12 protein-coding genes are annotated in these 17,489 nt (G+C 64.8%); 7 read left to right on the forward strand and 5 right to left on the reverse strand.

Going from position 1 to position 17,489, the window contains the following annotated elements:
• Positions 1 to 26: 26 nt before the first annotated feature.
• Positions 27 to 941 carry a TlpA family protein disulfide reductase gene (locus ACR9Y2_RS28925; RefSeq protein WP_435045353.1) on the forward strand — a complete coding sequence of 305 codons (915 nt, stop codon included), beginning with the start codon at positions 27 to 29 and terminating at the stop codon, positions 939 to 941.
• Here ACR9Y2_RS28925 and ACR9Y2_RS28930 read toward each other — a convergent pair.
• The 4 genes from ACR9Y2_RS28930 to ACR9Y2_RS28945 all read right to left on the reverse strand — a co-directional run bounded on the left by ACR9Y2_RS28930 (position 938) and on the right by ACR9Y2_RS28945 (position 8,239).
• Positions 938 to 3,583: an ABC transporter permease gene (locus ACR9Y2_RS28930; protein WP_435045354.1), complete on the reverse strand. Its 2,646-nt coding sequence runs from the start codon at positions 3,581 to 3,583 to the stop codon at positions 938 to 940. The two genes, ACR9Y2_RS28925 and ACR9Y2_RS28930, sit on opposite strands and share 4 nt — an antisense overlap.
• Positions 3,580 to 3,948, reverse strand: coding sequence for a PadR family transcriptional regulator (locus ACR9Y2_RS28935; protein ID WP_435045355.1), 369 nt, complete (start codon positions 3,946 to 3,948; stop codon positions 3,580 to 3,582). The genes ACR9Y2_RS28930 and ACR9Y2_RS28935 overlap by 4 nt, the downstream gene beginning before the upstream one ends.
• A 73-nt stretch (positions 3,949 to 4,021) precedes the next feature.
• The gene (locus ACR9Y2_RS28940) at positions 4,022 to 4,966 is read right to left on the reverse strand and encodes a PLP-dependent cysteine synthase family protein (protein WP_435045356.1); all 945 of its coding nucleotides are present in this window, start codon (positions 4,964 to 4,966) and stop codon (positions 4,022 to 4,024) included.
• A gap of 54 nt (positions 4,967 to 5,020) precedes the next feature.
• Positions 5,021 to 8,239 (reverse strand): hypothetical protein, encoded by a 3,219-nt coding sequence (locus ACR9Y2_RS28945; RefSeq protein ID WP_435045357.1) that lies wholly within the window; start codon positions 8,237 to 8,239, stop codon positions 5,021 to 5,023.
• A gap of 320 nt (positions 8,240 to 8,559) precedes the next feature.
• Between ACR9Y2_RS28945 and ACR9Y2_RS28950 the strand changes: the two genes are divergently transcribed.
• The 6 genes from ACR9Y2_RS28950 (at position 8,560) to ACR9Y2_RS28975 (ending at position 16,244) form a co-directional block, all read left to right on the forward strand.
• Positions 8,560 to 8,976, forward strand: a complete 417-nt coding sequence (locus ACR9Y2_RS28950; protein WP_435045358.1) for a GntR family transcriptional regulator — start codon at positions 8,560 to 8,562, stop codon at positions 8,974 to 8,976.
• Positions 8,973 to 9,866, forward strand: coding sequence for an ABC transporter ATP-binding protein (locus ACR9Y2_RS28955; protein ID WP_435045359.1), 894 nt, complete (start codon positions 8,973 to 8,975; stop codon positions 9,864 to 9,866). The genes ACR9Y2_RS28950 and ACR9Y2_RS28955 overlap by 4 nt, the downstream gene beginning before the upstream one ends.
• Positions 9,863 to 11,329: a hypothetical protein gene (locus ACR9Y2_RS28960; protein ID WP_435045360.1), complete on the forward strand. Its 1,467-nt coding sequence runs from the start codon at positions 9,863 to 9,865 to the stop codon at positions 11,327 to 11,329. The genes ACR9Y2_RS28955 and ACR9Y2_RS28960 overlap by 4 nt, the downstream gene beginning before the upstream one ends.
• Before the next feature lie 168 nt (positions 11,330 to 11,497).
• On the forward strand, positions 11,498 to 12,211 hold the full coding sequence (locus ACR9Y2_RS28965; RefSeq protein ID WP_435045361.1) for an SEC-C domain-containing protein: 714 nt from the start codon (positions 11,498 to 11,500) through the stop codon (positions 12,209 to 12,211).
• Positions 12,212 to 12,293: 82 nt separating this feature from the next.
• Positions 12,294 to 14,729, forward strand: a complete 2,436-nt coding sequence (locus ACR9Y2_RS28970; protein WP_435045362.1) for an ABC transporter permease — start codon at positions 12,294 to 12,296, stop codon at positions 14,727 to 14,729.
• 42 nt (positions 14,730 to 14,771) lie between these two features.
• Positions 14,772 to 16,244 (forward strand): SDR family oxidoreductase, encoded by a 1,473-nt coding sequence (locus tag ACR9Y2_RS28975; protein WP_435045363.1) that lies wholly within the window; start codon positions 14,772 to 14,774, stop codon positions 16,242 to 16,244.
• Here the strand turns inward: ACR9Y2_RS28975 and ACR9Y2_RS28980 are convergent.
• Positions 16,241 to 17,419 (reverse strand): RCC1 domain-containing protein, encoded by a 1,179-nt coding sequence (locus ACR9Y2_RS28980; RefSeq protein WP_435045364.1) that lies wholly within the window; start codon positions 17,417 to 17,419, stop codon positions 16,241 to 16,243. The two genes, ACR9Y2_RS28975 and ACR9Y2_RS28980, sit on opposite strands and share 4 nt — an antisense overlap.
• Between the last annotated feature and the right edge of the window lie 70 nt (positions 17,420 to 17,489).

Consider the following 17,489-nt stretch of genomic DNA (forward strand, 5'->3'; position numbering starts at 1 on the left):
GGATTCCATCCACTACACTCCAAGTGATGACCCATCCGTCCCGCCTGTTGTTCGTGCTGATCTTCGCCGCCAGCCTGCCGGCGCAGCAGATGGAGGACCTCCGCACACTGCGGCTGAAACTCTCGGCCGGCGACCTGCCCAGCGCTGAGTCCGTCCTCGAAGTTCACCGCGCGGCCAAAGGCGAAGACACGGAGTATCTCATGGGCCTGGCCTGGCTCGCCCGCGGAGCGGCTCTCACCGGCGATTGGACCGCCGCCTCAACCTACGCCGAACGCACCTCCGGCCTCGCTCTGGCACAACTCAAAACTCCGGCTGACTACGACACCCATCGCGAAGCCGCCTATGCGCTCGGAACAGCGCTGGAAGTGAAGGCCCAGGCGCTGGCGGTCGCCGGTCAGAAAGCGTCAGCGCTGCGCTTCCTGGAGGACAGCTTGAAGACATACTCCGAAGCGCCGTTCAGCCTGCGGGCCCGCCTCTGGAAACGCTGGAACCAGATCGGCCTGGTGGGCGCCAAAGCTCCGACCTTCCTGTCGGAAGACACCCTGGGCGCGGCCGCTCCCCAATTGAAAGAATGGCTGGGCAAGCCGGCCGTGCTCTTCTTCTGGGCGGAATGGTGCGGTGACTGCAAAGCCCAGGCCGCCAGCTTCCGCCGCATCGTCGAACGCTATGCACCGCGGGGCGTCCACTTCGCCGCACCCACCCGCTTCTATACCGCTGACCGGCCGGCCGAGAAGAAACGCGTGGAGGAAATCTGGAAGACCGTCTACGGCCCTCTCCCCTCCGTAGCCATGCCCTTCAGCGACGAAGCCATGCTGCGCTATGGCGCCTCCGCCACCCCCACCTTCGTCCTCATCGATGCCAAGGGCCTCGTGCGCCTCTACTCGCCCACCCGGATGACGGAAGAACGCCTGGCGCGCGAGATCGACAAGCTGCTGCGCTAACTACGATGCCGCCCGTCGTCCGGATACCCGCCGTGCAGCGCCCGGGCAGGGTCCACCTGGGCCGCACGCCACCCCGGCACGGCGCTCGCCGCGCATGCCACCAAGGCCGTCAAACCGGATACGGCCGCGAAGGTCCACCCATCCACCGGCTCCACGCCAAACAACAATCCGGCCATCAGCCTGGATAACAGCAGCGACATGGCCAGCCCGGCGGCGATCCCTATGCCCGCCTGGCCCATGCCCTGCGCCACCACCATCCGCAGGACTTCTGCGGGCCGCGCTCCCAGGGCCATGCGGATGCCTATCTCCTGCTCCCGTTCCTGCACCGTGTAGGACATCACTCCATACACGCCCACCACCGCCAGCAGCAGCGCGATCCCGGCTAGCATGCTCATCAGCAGCATCGTGAGCCGCCTCGGTGCAAGCGACTCCGCTACATGTTCGTCCAGGGTCCGGATGTCGTATACGGGCAGTTGACTGTCCACCGCGTGCAGTTCGTCACGGACCGCGCGGCCCATTGCCGCGGTGCCCATGGCGCTCCGCACCACCAGGCTGATCGAGGACAGGCGGGGCTCCTGCAATACCGGGATGTAAATCTGGGGCGCCGGTTCCTTCTCCAGGCCCACCAACCGGACCGCTCCGGCCACTCCCACGATCTCCCGCGCCGTACCCTTGTCGTAGCTCAACCTCAGTTGCCGGCCCACCGGATTCTCATTTGGGAAGTACCGCCGTGCCAGCTCCTGGTCAATGATCACCACCGGCGCCGTGCCCAGGCGATCGCGCTCTGTGAAGGCGCGCCCCTGCCGCAGCGGAATGGCCATGCTGGCCAGGTAACCAGGCGAAATCCAGCGTGCGTAGAAACGATGATCCTCCGCTGCCGCCGGTTCGCCCCTGCCTTCGAGCACGAAACCAAACCGGTTGTGCCCCTCCCCGCCCGTCAACGGCAGGCTGCTGATCATGCCGGCCGAGGTTACGCCCGGCACCAGGCGCACGCGGGCCAAAGCGCCGGCAAGCAGCGCGGCGCGCGACGGGCCATCCCCATATCGCGAGGCCGGCAGATCGATCCGGAAGCTGGTCGCATGGCGTGGATTGAATCCGGGATCCAATTGCTGCAGTTGCACGAAACTGCGGATCAGCAGGCCCGAACCAACCAGCAGCACCAGGCACACGGCAATCTCACCGCCCACCAGCGACCGCCGCAGCCCGTCGCCAGCCGCACTGCCCCGGTTTCGCATGCCCTCCTGCATCACCTGACGCAGATCGCTGTGCCATATCCGCAGCAGCGGAAGCAGGCCCGAGACGAATCCCGCAAGCAGGGCGGCCGCCATCGCGAAGCCCACCACCCAGCCATTCACGCCAACCTCCTCCACCCGCGGAATCGCAGGCGGCTTTACCACCTTCAACACGGCCAGCGAGCCCCAGCACAGCAGCAGCCCGGCAGCCGCGCCCAGTCCGGCGATCAGCACGCTCTCTGTCAGAATCTGGCGCCCGATCCGCGCGGAACTGGCGCCCAGCGCAGTGCGGATCGCCAGTTCGCCCTGCCGCCGCGCACTCCGCGCCAACAGCAGATTCGCCACATTCGCACAGGCGATCAACAGGATGAAGCCCACCGCACCCATCAGAATCAGCAGCGGCTTGCGGATCGAGCCGACCATCTGCTCCTTCAGGGGAACCAGCGTCACACTCCAGCCCTTGTTCGATGCCGGAAACTGTCCCGCCAGGCCGGCCGCCAAACCCTCTGTCTCCGCCCGTGCGCTCGCCAGTCCGCTACCCGGCTTCAGACGCCCCACCGCGCTCAAAAACCGTGCGTGTCGGCTCAGCAGGAAAGTGCGCTCCGGCAGCACCGTCCATACCGCGACATCACCGGCTGGGAACCGGAAGTCCGCCGGCGCGACCCCGCGGATCGTGTACACCTCATCATCAATCCGCAGCGGCTGACCCAGTAGGTCCGCTGCCCCTCCGAAGCGCCGCTGCCACAGTCCGTAGCTCACCACCACTGAGCGCTCCCCCTGCAGGCCCGACCCCACCACCGGCCGCACCCCCAGCAGGTCAAAGAATCCGGGCGTCACCACCGCACTCAAAACATGCTCCGGCTCGGTACCCGCGTCTGTCAGGTTGACGCTCTCTTCATAGAACGCCGCCATGGCCGAGAACGCCGAGCTGGACTTCCTGTAATCCAGAAAGTTAGGCGGAGAGATACTGTTCCGTTCGATTCCCTTCGGGTTCTTCTCCCAGATCATCACCAACTGCTCCGGGTCGGGGAAGGGCAGCGGAGCCAGCAGAATCCCGCGCACCAGCCCAAAGAGTGCGCTGTTGCCGCCAATCGCCAACGCCAGCGTCATCGTGGCCGCCAGCGCGAAACCCGGATTCCCTCGCAGCATCCGCCAGGCATGGCGCAGGTCCTGTCCCAGCACATCCAGTTGTACGCCGGGTGCCGCCAGGAAGACGTCGCCCACCAGGTTTGCGCCCACGCCCAGCAGGCCGGCCCAGCCTCGACGGTGTGCGGCTGCACGGCACTCGTCGCCCAGCGACCGCACCATCTCCCCGCCGTACTCCTGGCGGAACTCCGCCGGATAGGCCCGCAGCAGCCCGCCACACACGTGCTGCAGCCAGCGCACCGCCCGCTCGTGCGCCGCGGTCATCGCGTGCCCCCCGGGTTGGCCAGTAACTCCTTCGAGCGCGCCACCTGAACGAGATTCTCCAGCCGCTCCGCTTCCGCCACCGCCAAACGCCGGCCCATTTCCGTCAGACGGTAATACCGGCGGCGCTCATCGCCCGCCTCGGGGTCCGGCCGCTCGCCACACTCCTCAATCAACTCCTCCGCCAGCATGCGCCGCAAGGTCCCATAAAGCGTGCCCGGCCCCAGGCTGATCCCTCCACCCGTACGAAACTCCACCTCTCGCTTGATTCCATACCCGTGCCGTTCGCCATCCGCCAGCGAAAGCATGATGTGGAAGACCGCCGGCAGCAAAGGCCGTGCGGCGCGCGGATCAGCCGTATCACCCATGGATCGTGCCCCCTTGACGCATAGTCAGATTTCGATATATCGAAATTAGATATATCACGAGTTGACTATGCGATCAAGCGACAGGAAGCCAAGTCGCGTACGTCTTCAAATACTTCATCCCCGTATCGCACATGATCGTGACGATGTTCGCCTTCGGGCCCAGTTCCTCCGCCAGGCGGAACGCAGCCACCACATTGGCTCCGGTCGAGGTCCCCGCGAACAAACCTTCCTCACGAGCCAACCGCAGCGCCATCGCCGTGGCCTCCGCCGTCGACACCTGCTCGATCCGGTCGGCGATCCCTGGCTGCCATAGCGGCACCACGTAGCCCGCGCCCACTCCGTCAATCTTGTGCGAGCCCGCAGCCCCGCCCGACAGCACCGGCGACTCCGCCGGTTCCACCGCCACAATCCGGATCTCGCCGTTCCGCCTCCGCAGCCCTTCCGCATTGCCGCGCAACGAGCCCGCCGTCCCCACGCTCTGCACAAAGCCGTCGATGTCCCCTTCGGTCTGCAGCCAGATCTCTTCCGCCATGCGGTGATAGGCCGCCAGCGGCGCCGGGTTCTTCATCTGGTCCATCCACACCGCCCCGGTCTCCGCCGCGATCACCCGGGCCGCCTCAATCATGTCTTCCGTGAGTTTCTTCGTCATCCCGCCGCTCTCGCTCCGCACGATCAGCAGGCGCGCGCCCAGGATTCTCATGTGGTCCAGCTTTTCCGGCGCGAACGCATCCGACGACACGATGTGCAGCGGATAGCCCTTCACGGCGCACACCAGCGAGAGCGAGACGCCCGTGCTGCCGCCCGTATACTCGACAACTGAACCGCCCGCCCCTAGCCGCCCGTCCGCCTCCGCCGCCTCGATCATGGCCAGCGCCATGCGGTCCTTCATGCTGCCGGTCGGATTCTCGCCTTCCAGCTTCAGCAGGATCCGCGCGCCGTTCTCCGGCATCACGCGTTGTAAGGCCAACAGCGATGTGTTGCCGATCTTCTGGAGTATGCCCCTTTGCAAGCCGCTCATGATGCAGTTCTACCAGGAACCATCCGAGCCTTGCTGGGCGCGCCAGCCCGTCCGCTACTTATAGGGTACGAACGAGATCCCCACCGGACCGTCCGCGCCGCCCTGCAGCGAGCCCGCATCCGGCCAGAAGAGCTCCGTCATGAACGTTGAGCCCACACTCTTGCCGCCGCGCGTCACCTGGTAGGTCTTCGACATAGTGGCCGCGCCGAAGGTCATCTCACCCTTCGTATCGAAACCCGCTTTCACCCGCATGCCCGCTTTCCAGCCGCCCGGTGCGCTCGCGCCCGGCTTCAGGTTCTTATACGTCACCGTCACCGTGAACTCGTCCACCTGATCCTTCCCTTCTTCCTTCGTCTTCAGGTCGATGGGCGGAGTAATCAGGTCGGCGATGTAACAGCAGCCGAACGCTTCGGACGCGCGGTTGATCTGGAACGGAGCCGTGCCCGTCACCGACACCTCGAAGTCCAGCTCGTAATACTTGTTGTAAAGCACGCCGTGGAACGAGTGCTCCAACGACGAGACACCCGTGAACTCCCCGTCCAGCTTCACCTCCAGCTGCACGTCCGTGGTCCCGTTGTTCGGATAGAGGTGCGTCCCGTTCGACACCATCACGAAGATCCGGCTGTTCGCCTCCGCCAGTGCCTGCACGTCCTCCAGGTCAAACATCTCCATAAACTCGCCGGCTTTCTCCATGCGCGAGCCGCGCATCGTGTAGACGAACGCCTTCACCAGCCCTTGCGTGCTAAGAGTGAACCGGATCTTGGCCTTGTCCTGCCACACCGGCGGATTCGTCTTGTCGAAGGTGATCTGGTACAGCCGCGCGCCGAGATGAGGATACGCGTAGCGTTCCTTATACGTCGTCGTGCTCTTGCTTAGAGGCAGCGCCACCGGCTTCACCGCCCCGCCCGTCAACAGGCCGTAGCCGGGATACCCGTCAATAATCTGCCCGCCCGCATACCGTTCGCAGAAGGTCCACCAAGCCTCGTGCATCGGTCCGAAGACCTGCTCCAACGCCTCCACCGGCATCGTTGAAGTCTCTGCCTCCATCAGCTTCAACACGCTGCCCATCCGCGCATCCACCACCCCTGGCGAAGCTGGCGCCATCGTCTGCAGCAGCAGCGACGCTCCATACCCGTGCCGCCGCGCGGCCGCCGGGCTCCACCAGCTCGCAACCTCCAGGGGTTCGTTGTACAGGAAGTACATGTTCTCTGAGGCGTTCCCCGAAATGTAGTTACTGTCGCTGGACATGGCACGCTCCAGCCACGTCGCCGTAGCCTCCTCCAGCCACAACCACCCGCTGCTGCTGGCGCCTTCATATTGGGATTGCATGATATGCAGCAGCTCGTGACCCGCCGTGATCCTGGCATCGTCCAAATCCTTCTGTCCGCCGCCTTGCAGCGTGTCCAGGTTGATGCAGATGCCCGTATTCTTCTTGCCCCAGATGCCTGTCTCTGAATTGCCCGCCGCACCGGCACTGCCGCCCAGCACCAGGCTCGACCAGCTGTTGTAGGAGAACAGGTAGATCTCCATCGCCGATCCGCCGCGCTTGCTCCAATCCAGGCCCATGCCGGCAATCAGCTTGTACGCGTCTTCCAGGTCATCGCCGATCTTCTTGATCAGCTCGCCCGCGCTCGATGGCGCATGCAGGATGAAATGCTCGTCCCTCGACGTGTTCGGCTTCAACCCCGCCACCGCCCACAGCATCCAGCTCACCTTGCTGTTGCCCGTCAGCGCGCCCGTCCGTCCCCGCGCCGCCCGCGCCGTGGTCTTCTCCGCTGTCTGCGCCGGCAGCGCCACCGTCAGCTTCCCGTCCTGCACCTGGCCTGAGAAAAGCGATGGCGCGTCGTCGCTGCCTTCCGGCTGCATCAACAGCGTCACCTCGCCCTCCGGCGTTCCTGTCACATCCAACGTCAGGCTCACCGGAGCCGCCAGCGCCGCCGGCAGCCCCTCCAGCCGGTAGTATGGCGTCACTCGTCCGCCCGTCTCTTCCTGGGGCCGCGTCGTCGTCGAAACTTTCAGATTCAACGGTTCCGCCAAGGCGCCCGCATCCGCGGTCAACTTGAATCCGGCTGCCTCGAAGCTGCCGCCCTCCGGAGTCACCCATCCATCCGCGGCCACCTGCCAGTTCGACTCGGCCCAGGCGCCCGTCAGCTTCACAAATGCCTGCCCCGTCGTGGCGTCGTTCACACACAAACCCGGCGCCGAAGTCACCATCTTGTAGGCCCCGGCCGGCACCACCTGCTTCAAATTCGCTCGCAGCGCCACGCACCACTCCGGCTTCTCCGCGTCGCACGCCTGCTTGCCCATCGTCGATGCCAGCACCTCTTCGCCTGCCTCGTTCAGCAGTTGGAACGACAACGTCGCCGTATTCTCGGGGAACTGATACCAGGTCTCGATCCGTGTCACCACCGCATCGTTCGGCAGGCGCAGCGCCGCCTGGTCCGTCGTCCGGCACTCCTGCGTATTCCACACCTTCGACAGTTGGACCACCCGCCCGCCGGCCGGCAGGTTCGCCCCGTACACCAGCTCGCCGCCCGCGATGCCCAGCGTCACATCGTACAGGCCCGCCAGCACGTCAGCCGGTGTCACCACCGTCACTTCATAAAAGCCCGGGCGCCCCACCGCCAGTCGCGCCCCTTTCACTTCCAACTCCGTTTTGTCCAGCTTCGCCGCCAGCGCCGCATTCGCCATGTTGTAGGGCCGCTCCTCGCTGCCGTCGCCCGGCAAGGCGCCAGCCGCAATCTCAGGCGTCGTCGCCCCCAACCCCTGCACCATCAGCCGGATCTCTTCACCCGCCTTCGCCGGCGCAAGTTCCGTAACCGTGCGGCCATCGGAGTGATACGCTTCCACCATCCACGACGCGCCCACCTGCCGGTACACGGGCCTCGGCGCCGCATCCACAATGGGTAGGCTCCTGGAGATCTCTCCGCCGGCGGTCTTCACCTTCAACGTCGACGAGCCCGCCTTCAGGCCGTATGGCAATTGCACCGTCAGCCGGTCGGGCAGTGTCTCCAGCAACACCGCGTTCAGCGCAACACTACTCTGGGTCACGGTCACCGAAGTGCCGTTCAAGGCCGCCGGATAAGGAGCCGTGGCCAGACCCGACTGGGCCGCCAGATAGTTCCCCCGTATATAGATGATCGAGCCCGGCGCATACTCGTTCAATCCGCCGCCTGCATTGGCGACGGAGTTCGTAGAAGCAAATTCGGGTTTCGTTTGTCCCCACCCAACGGAAGCAAACCAAAGGATGGAGAGCGTAGCCAGTGTTCGCATAAGTATCCATTTCGCGGGGTACAACGTACAGGCCCCCGTCTTCAGCCACAGTATACGCCTATCAAAAGATAAAAAGAGCTGAAAGTCGATTGTGTGTTCAGCGGCTGCCACGGCTGGCCTGTGCGGACTTCTTCTCTGTATCGAGCTGCAGATCATTTGCGTTTCCGTGTACACCGCTCCGTGCCGTAAGCGCGGTTCTGGAAGTATTCGCTCGCTTGCGGGTGTCACGAGTCTGGAGGAGCAAGCGAATGCACTCCGGCGGCCCGCCCTCCCCCCTTTCCCCAGCAAATCCGCAGATTCCTCTTGCTGCTAGGTGTACTATGTGCCATAGTGCACCTGTGGTTCCCTTCCGGCTGTCGTTTGTGCCCGGTATTCCGTTGTTCGAGCAGGTCGTCTATGCGGCCCGCAAGGCAATCGTCAGCGGAAAACTCCGCCCCGGCGATGCCTTTCCTTCCATTCGGGCGTTGAGCCGCGAGTTGAAGATCAACCCGAATACGGCGCACAAGGTCATCGCACACCTCATCAACGAAGGGTTGCTGGAAGTCAGGCCCGGCATTGGCGCGTTCGTCGCCGGTCCGAGAACTTCCACCCGCGCCGAACGCCGGCAATTGCTCGAAACCGAACTCGAACATCTGGTCGTCGAGGCCCGCAAGCTCGGCCTCGGCTTGTCTGATGTCCAGGACGGCATCGCTGAGCACTGGCGGAAGCTGGAACCACCCTCCGGAGAAGACGCATGAGCATGGCAATTCACACCGAACGCTTGACCAAGCGCTATGGCGGTACCGAAGCGTTGCGCGGCCTCGATCTCGACGTGCCCGAAGGCTCCATCTACGCGTTTGTCGGGCCCAACGGGGCGGGGAAGACCACCGCCATCCAGACCATCCTGAACCTGCGCCGGCCCACCACCGGCCGGGCACAAGTGCTGGGCTGCGATAGCCGCACTCTCCCTCCCGAAGCCTTCCAACGCATCGGCTATGTCTCGGAAAACCAACGCCTGCCAGACTGGATGACCGTGCGCCAGTTCTTCGACTACCTCCAGCCGCTCTACAAAACGTGGGACGACAGCCTGCACGCCGAACTGCGCCGTCAGTTCGACCTGCCCCCTGACCGCAAGCTGAAGCAGCTCTCGCGTGGCATGAAAATGAAGGCGGCGCTCGCCTCCGCCCTCGTCTTCCGCCCTCAACTCCTGATTCTCGACGAACCCTTCACCGGGCTCGATCCCCTGGTCCGCGACGAACTCGTGCACGGACTGCTCGATCGCGCCGAGGGCATGACCATCTTCGTCTCCTCTCACGACCTCGCGGAGATCGAATCCTTCGCCAGCCACGTCGGCTACCTCGAGCAGGGCCGCCTGCGCCTGTCTGAAGAGATGACCGCTCTCACCGAGCGCTTCCGCGAGGTGCAGGTTGTCTTCGAATCCGGGCCGCAACACCCTTCACCCTGGCCCGATGACTGGCTGCCGCCCGAATCCTCCAACAACATGCTGCGTTTCGTCGATACCCGTCACGACCCTGCCCGCTGGCAGGCCGCCTTCCCCACCGCCCGCAGCATCGAAGCCCAGCCGATGAACCTCCGAGCCATCTTCGTGGCCCTGGCCCGCAGCGGCCGCAAGGGAGAGCAGTCATGAGGATCATCCTGCACCTGCTTCGGAAGGACATTCGTCAGTGGTGGTACGAGATCACTGTCACGCTGCTTGTCCTGTTCACCGCTGCCTTTACCGCGGCAGCGCCCGTGACCACATCGACAATCCTGGTCGTGTCTCTGCTGACCTCCTACCTGTCGCCGGTTCTGATCATGCTGCTCGTCGGGCGGGTGATGCAGGCGGAGCTCTGGCCTTCCCCCCTGGAAGATTGGCGCACGCGGCCAATCTCCCGGACTCACATGCTTGGCGCTAAGGCGCTGTTTCTCGCCCTGTTCCTGGTCCTACCGTCCTGGTTGGGCTATCTGATTGTCTTTCGTGCCTCAGGCTACAGTTCCAGCGTCTGGCTTCAGGAATCGCCCGCCCTGCTGTTTGGCATGACAACGCTGATTCTGCTGCCATCCTCGGCCGTGATGGCGACAACCACCAACCTCGGGAAGGCGATTCTTACGGCTGTCGGGTTGTATTTGGGCGTGTCGGTCATCAGCGTGGGCCTGTCCGGTTATGCGCGATGGACGGCTCCGCCGCAATGGCGTTTAACGGTTTTGTATTCTGTGCTTGTCGCGCTTGTGGCCTTGGCTGGTCTCTACTACCAGATCATTTGCAGCCGGACCTTGCTAGCTCGGGTTGCACTGGTGTTGGGATGGAGCGCGGTCGCAATTCTCTCATCGCCACGCCTCTTTTTGGACAACACGCCATTGCGGGACTGGCTCAACCCCATGCCGGTTGCCTTGCAGGGCATGACCCTAAAGGTCAGTAGGCCTGCGGACGGAACCCCAGCTGCGCCGGCCGGTACGGGTGCGGGGGATGTGGTCCTTCGGTTTCTTGCGGAACTCGAGGGAATGCCCGACGGCATGGTCGTGGAGCCGAATGTCGCGAACGGATCACTCTGCGCGTCCGACGGATCTCGGTACAGGCTGAATCTGCTGCCTTGGCGCGCCTCGGCCGAGACCCGCCGTGTCTACGATCTCTCGCTGCCGCGCAGGCAATATGAAGAGTTGCGCGCGCAGCCTGTCGAACTGGAACTGCAGGTTTGGGCCTTCGTCTATTCGAATCCCAAGCTGCACACAGCCACGATTCAGAACTCCCGCTTGAAGCTTCCTGATCTCTTCGAGTGCGCGTTGATGCCACTTCAGGGTCCCAGGCTGACGGCGGTTCCTCAAGTTGAATGCACGACAATGGCCTTAAACCTACGGAGCCTGGAGGCCGATCTGCCGTCAGAAAAGGGCGTCTCCCAATTTCCCGTGACTGCATACGGCACCGACGGTTTGGAGCTGTTTCGGGGCGTGGGCGGCCAGGCGCTCCGCCGGGAAATCTCCTCTGGAGGTCTGATGTTGCGGTGGAAGGAAGGTCAGCAGGTGCAGGTCCGCCACTACCAGTCCGTATACCAATGGCACAAGACGGTCCGCCTGTCGGGCATCCATCTCGACGACTACCGCCAAACCGAGTAGCCGCGCTCGCGCCGCGTCCTGCTGTCGGCCGCGAATTCCAGTTCAACATTTATTTCATTTAGAATCAATACCTTGAGAGGAAACCCTTGGTGCCGGTCCTGGAAAATGGAATTAGGGAGGCTAGATCCGCCCTCTTGGAAATTCGATGGATTTGAAAGGACTCATATCATGGCTACCGCTGCTCAACTCACCGCGAATCGCAACAACGCGCAACACTCCACCGGACCGCGCTCCGACCAGGGCAAAGCCCGCTCCGCCCGGAACAACTTCCGCCACGGATTCCGCTCACAATCCGTCCTGCTCCCCGGCGACGATCCCGCCGAGTACGAAGAACTGCTCGCCGAACTCACCAGTCACTTCGACGCCCAGGGCCTCACCGAGGAACGCTACGTCCGCGAAATGGCCGATGCCGAATGGCGCCTCCGCCGCGTGCGCGCCCATCAGGAGGTCCTCCTCACCGCCCGCATCGCCGAACTCGCCGCCCAAACCCCCGACGCCGACCCCATCCACCTTCAGGCCGCCGCCTTCCAATACCTCCATCAGAATTCCGGCTTCGGCGTGTTCTTGACGTACGAAGCCAAATTCGAACGCCAGTACGAACGCGCCTACCAGGGTTGGCTCATCACCCGCGAAAAACTCAGCCGCCATTCCGCCCGGCAGTTCCATGCCCAACTCGACGCCGTTGTGCGCCGTCCCCTTCCGGCGGACGAACCCAAATTGCCTCCTGTGAGCCTGCCGCAACCGGCAGCAAAACCCCTCGAATCCGATCCCGCCGCCACGCCCCGCAACGCCCCCTGCCCCTGCGGCTCCGGCGAAAAGTACAAACGCTGCTGCGGACGCCACGCGCCCGCGGTCCTGAGCCCCGGCAATCTCGCGGCCTGACGGCGAACACTGCGCGAAACGGTGCCAACTGTTAACAACACGGCGGCCGGATCGCCCATACAATACACTCATCGGAGCAATCGTGAACCCCCTGTCCTGGCTTGCCCAATTCGCCCGCGATCTTCGCTTCGGCGCCCGCAGCCTGGCGCAGGCCCGGGTCTTCACGGCCATCGCTATCGGCTCCCTCGCCCTGGGCATCGGCGGCAGCACCGCCATGTTCAGCGTGCTCCACGCCGTCATCATCGATCCGTTCCCCTATCAGGAACCCGATCGCCTGATGAGCGTCTCCGTTCGCGGTCCGCGCGGCGGCAATGGCAGCCAGTACCAAATCGACCGCTTCCTCGAAATCGCCCGCAAGAACACCGTCTTCAGCGGCGTCATCGCCTCCACCTGGTCCGACGTCACCATGAAGGGGACCGGCGAACCCGAGCGCCTGCGCGGCAACCACTGCACCATGAATACGTTCGAGGTGATGGGCGTCCCGCCGCTCATCGGCCGGGCCACCTCGCCCTCCGACGAAGCCGAATCCGCCGAACCCGTCGTGATCCTCGGCTACCGGTTCTGGCAACGCCAGTTCGGCGGCGACCCCGGCGTCCTGGGCCGCAAACTGCGCCTCAACGACAAGACCCGTACCGTCATCGGTGTCATGCCGCAACGCTTCATGTGGCGCGGCGCCGATGTCTACCTACCCGATGTTCTCCGTGCCGGCCAGACGCTGGAAGGCGAAGACAGCGTTCATATGCTCGGCAAGCTCAAGCCCGGCGTCACCCGCGAACAGGCCGCCGCCAGCCTCAAGCCCCTCTTCGAGGAGCTCGCGCAGCGCTATCCCGACGACTTCCCCAAACAGTGGTGGCTCCGCCTGCAGACCTTCGGCGAGACCTTTCCCAGCGATATCAAGGATGCCCTCTGGATCCTCTTCGGAGCGGTGGGTCTTCTCCTCCTCATCGCCTGCGTGAACGTCTCCAACCTGCTCCTCTCCCGCGGAGCCTTCCGCCGCCGCGAGATCGCCATCCGCGCCGCTATGGGCGCCAGCCGCCTCCGCATCGTTCGCCAGTTGCTGGCCGAAAGCCTCGTGCTCGCCCTCGGCGGAGCCGTCGTCGGCGTCTTCCTCGCCTACGTCTGCCTGCGCGGCATCCTCGCAGTCATCCCGCCCAACACCATCCCGGATGAGGCTCATATCTCCCTCAATGCCCCGGTCCTGCTCTTCTCCCTGTCCGTCTCAGTGCTCGTCTCGTTGCTCTTCGGACTCACGCCCGCGCTCCATCTGGCCGGAGGAGACCTGCTCAAACCGCTGAAGGAAGCCGGCCGCGGCGTCTCCGGCGGCTTGCGCCAGCGCCTCATGCGCAGCATCCTCGTCGTCGCCGAAGTGGCCCTCTCGCTAGTCCTGCTGGTCGGAGCCAGCCTCATGATCCGCACCCTCCTCTCCATCCAGGGCGCCGATCTCACCTTCCACCCGGATCGCATCCTCACCCTGCGCATCCCCTTCTCCGACGAACGCTACCCGAACGCCGAACGCCGCAACGCCTTCCTCCAGGAGGCGCTGCGTCGCATGCAGACCGCGCCCGGCGTCGTCGCCGTTGGCATCAACTCCGGGCTTCCGCCCGTCTACAACTGGTCCGCACCAATCGAAGCCGTTGGCGGTTCCAAAGAAGAAAGCCGCCGCGTTCTGCTGCACCAGATCAATGCCGAGTATCCGCGCGTGATGGGCCTGCGTCTCGCCCAGGGCCGTTTCCCCACGGAGACCGAAGTCAACGCCCGCACCCACAGCATCACCGTCAATAAGACGCTGGCTCGCCAGTACTTCCCGGGCAGCGAGGCCGTGGGCCGCCTCATCCGCATCCCGCGCATGCGCCAGGCGCCGGTGAACCTGGCGGACGACTCCTTCCAGATCGTGGGCATCGTCGACGACACCGTCAACCGCGTCTCCACCAACGAGATTCTGCCCGAGCTCTACATGCCGTACACCGTCATGGGCCGCGCCGACCGCATCTTCGCCCTCACCGCCGGCCGGCCTGAGTCGCTCGCCGCCGGCCTCAAAGCGCAGGTCTATGCCGTCGATCCCGGCCAGCCGCTGATGGACGTCAAAACGATGGAAACGCTCCTCGCCGAGAACGTCTACGCCCGGCCGCGCTTCAACCTGATCCTCCTCACCGTCTTTGCCGTGCTCGGCCTGGTGCTCGCCCTCTTCGGCATCTATGGCGTAATCTCCAACCTGGTCGCCCAGCAGACCCGCGAGATCGGCATCCGCATCGCCCTCGGCGCCACGTTCCAGCAGGTCATTGCGATGGTCCTCGGCATCGGCGCCCGCCTGCTCACCGCCGGAGTCGCGGTCGGCCTCATCGCCAGCCTCGCCTCCGTCAAACTGCTCTCGGGCCTGGTGACCAACGTCTCCACCTTCGACCCCTACTCTTTCGTGGCCGTCACCATCCTGCTGTTCTCCGCCGGCCTGTTCGCCAGCTTCTGGCCAGCCCGCCGCGCCGCCCGCGTGGATCCGATGACCGTGTTGCGCGACCAGTAGGCTGGCGCCGCAAACACGCTACACTCGGCCAGCGGGGTAAATATGCAGCGCATCGCCATCACCGGGGCCACTGGCTACATTGGCGGGCGCTTGGCCCCCATGCTGCTCGAGGCCGGACACTCCCTGCGCTGCCTCGTCCGCACGCCCAGGAAACTCGAGGGCCGCCAGTGGGCCGCAGACCCGCGAGTCGAGATCCGCAGGACCGACCTGACCGACGCCCAGGCTCTCACCCGGGAACTTTCCGGCTGTACCGCGGCCTACTATCTCGTGCATTCGATGATGTCAGCCAAGGGTGCCTACGCTCAGCTTGACCTGCAGTTGGCCGAAGCCTTCGCGCAGGCAGCCTCGGCCGCGGGCGTGGCTCGCATCATCTATCTGGGCGGGCTCGGCGAAACCGGCCCCAATCTCAGCCAGCATCTGGCGTCGAGGCGCGACGTCGAATCCGCCCTGGCCTCCACCGGCGTCCCGATCACTGTACTGCGCGCCGCCATGATTGTTGGCTCCGGGTCAGCCTCCTTCGAGATCCTCCGCTATCTGGTCCAACGGCTGCCGGTGATGATTACTCCGAAATGGGTCAGTACGCGGTGCCAGCCGATTGCGGTGGAGAACGTGCTCGGGTACCTCGTGGGTGTCCTGGCTGTGCCGGAAAGCGCCGGCGGGACGTTCGACATCGGCGGGTCCGAGACGCTCCGCTACAACGAGATCATGCGGATCATGGCCGAAGAGTTGGGCCTGGCGCGCCGCTGGATCATCCCCGTACCGGTGCTGACGCCACGTTTGAGCTCCTATTGGATCCACCTCGTGACACCCTTGAGCAGCAGCATCGCGCGGCCCCTCGCCGAAGGGTTGAAGAACGAAGTGGTCTGCCGCGAGGACCGCATCACCCATCTCGTCCCTCAGAAACTGCTGAATGTGCGGGAAGCCATCCGGGCCGCCCTCAGCCAGGTGGAGTCCCGGCTGGTGGAGACGAACTGGTCCATGGCCGGCCCTATGCTGGGCGATCCGGACTGGTCGGGCGGCACCGTCTTTCGCGATGAGCGGTCGGTGACCATCGACATCCCGGCCCCGGCTGCGTTTCAAGCCGTGTGCCGTCTGGGTGGCGAGCATGGCTGGTACGCCGGCTGGTTGTGGAGAATCCGCGGCGCGCTGGACCGGCTGGCCGGAGGCCCCGGACTGCGGCGTGGGCGGCGCGATCCCGACTCCTTACGATATGGCGATGCGCTCGATTTCTGGCGGGTCGTCGGCGTCGATCGCGATCAGTCGCTCTCTTTGCGGGCGGAGATGCGGCTGCCCGGAGAAGCCCTGCTCGACTTCCGGATCCAGGCCACGGGCGCCCGCCAATGTACGCTAAGGCAAACAGCCCTCTTCGAGCCTCGGGGCCTGTTCGGCCTGTTGTACTGGTACTCCGTGCTCCCCTTCCACGACATCATTTTCCGTGGCATGCTCGCCGCAATCCAGCGCGACGCCCTTCAGATCGCGGCTCGTGAAGAAGCCGCCCTGCGACCCGCGGGCTAGTGGACCGGAAAACTCAACGCCACCGGCAACGGCGCATTCGCCGCCAGCGGCCATTCGCGCCGGTCGCCGGAACCCCATACCCAGGCCGTGCCATCCTGCTTTACCGCGAACGACTGGTTCCCTCCGGCGAAGACCGCTTTCACCCCGCTGATCTTCACCAGCGCCGGTGTGGCCTGTTCCTCCCCCGTCAATCCATTGCCCGCCTGGCCCCAGTCCGAATTACCCCAGCTTTTCACGGTGCCGTCCTTGAGCAGCACCAGAAGATGCCGGCCGATCAGCCCGTTGACCAGCGCCTTCCCATTCATGACAGCGGGCACGCGCACCGGCTTCCACGTCCGCTCGTCGTCCTCCCGCCGGCCATTCCCGAACTCGGCCTGCTGGTTCGAGCCCCACACCCACACCGTTCCGTCCTTCTTTAAGGCCGCCGACGCCACGGCCGTGGCCGCCACCGAGGCCACATTCTCCAGGCCCGGAATCTCCTCCGGCAGGGCAATGCGAACCCCCTCGGGCAGCGTCCGCCCCAGCTTGGCGCCGGCTCCGCCCCACGAGAGAACCTTGCCCGCAGCAGTCAGCGCCAGCACGTGCTGCGCGCCGCAACTCACCTGCACCACCCCCGCGACATTCGGCAGGCGCACGGGTGTCTGCGCCGCTGGAGTGGATTCACCCCAGCGTGCGTTGAATACGCCGTCGCCCAGCTTGCCGGAGCCGCGCGAGCCCCATGCGCTCACTGTCCCGTCCTTGTGCACAGCAAACGCGGTCATGCCCGACGCCGCGATCTGCGCCACGTCCTGCAGGCCCGTCACCTCCTCGGGGACTTCCGATCCCGGCAAGCCGGCTGCGCCGCGCCCCAGTTCACCGTTCATTCCGAGGCCGAACGCCAGCACTTTGCCGCTCGCCAGCAGCACGTAGGACGACCTGTCGCCCACTGCAATGTCGATCGCCTTTTCCGGCAGGGCGATCGCCGCGAAGGCCGTCATGTGCCCCCGGTAGTTTGGCAGCCCGGCTCGCGGTCCCAATTGTCCGTCCCGCATGTCGCCCCAGCCGCCCACCGTACCGTCGGAGAAGAGCACCAGCTTGTGCAATTCGCCCGTAATCTTGACGACGGACCGCGGCCCCTGGTCAGCAAACAGGAGCAGCGCCGGAGCCAGGAAAAGGAAGATCCGCCGAAAGGTCATAGCCTGCATTATCGCCCTGCCCGGACGCGCTTCAAATGCTATACTTTTTCGTTCAGAAAGAGGGCCATCG

This window comes from Paludibaculum fermentans, from assembly GCF_051172195.1.
In the GTDB taxonomy this organism is placed as follows: Bacteria; Acidobacteriota; Terriglobia; order Bryobacterales; family Bryobacteraceae; genus Paludibaculum; species Paludibaculum fermentans_A.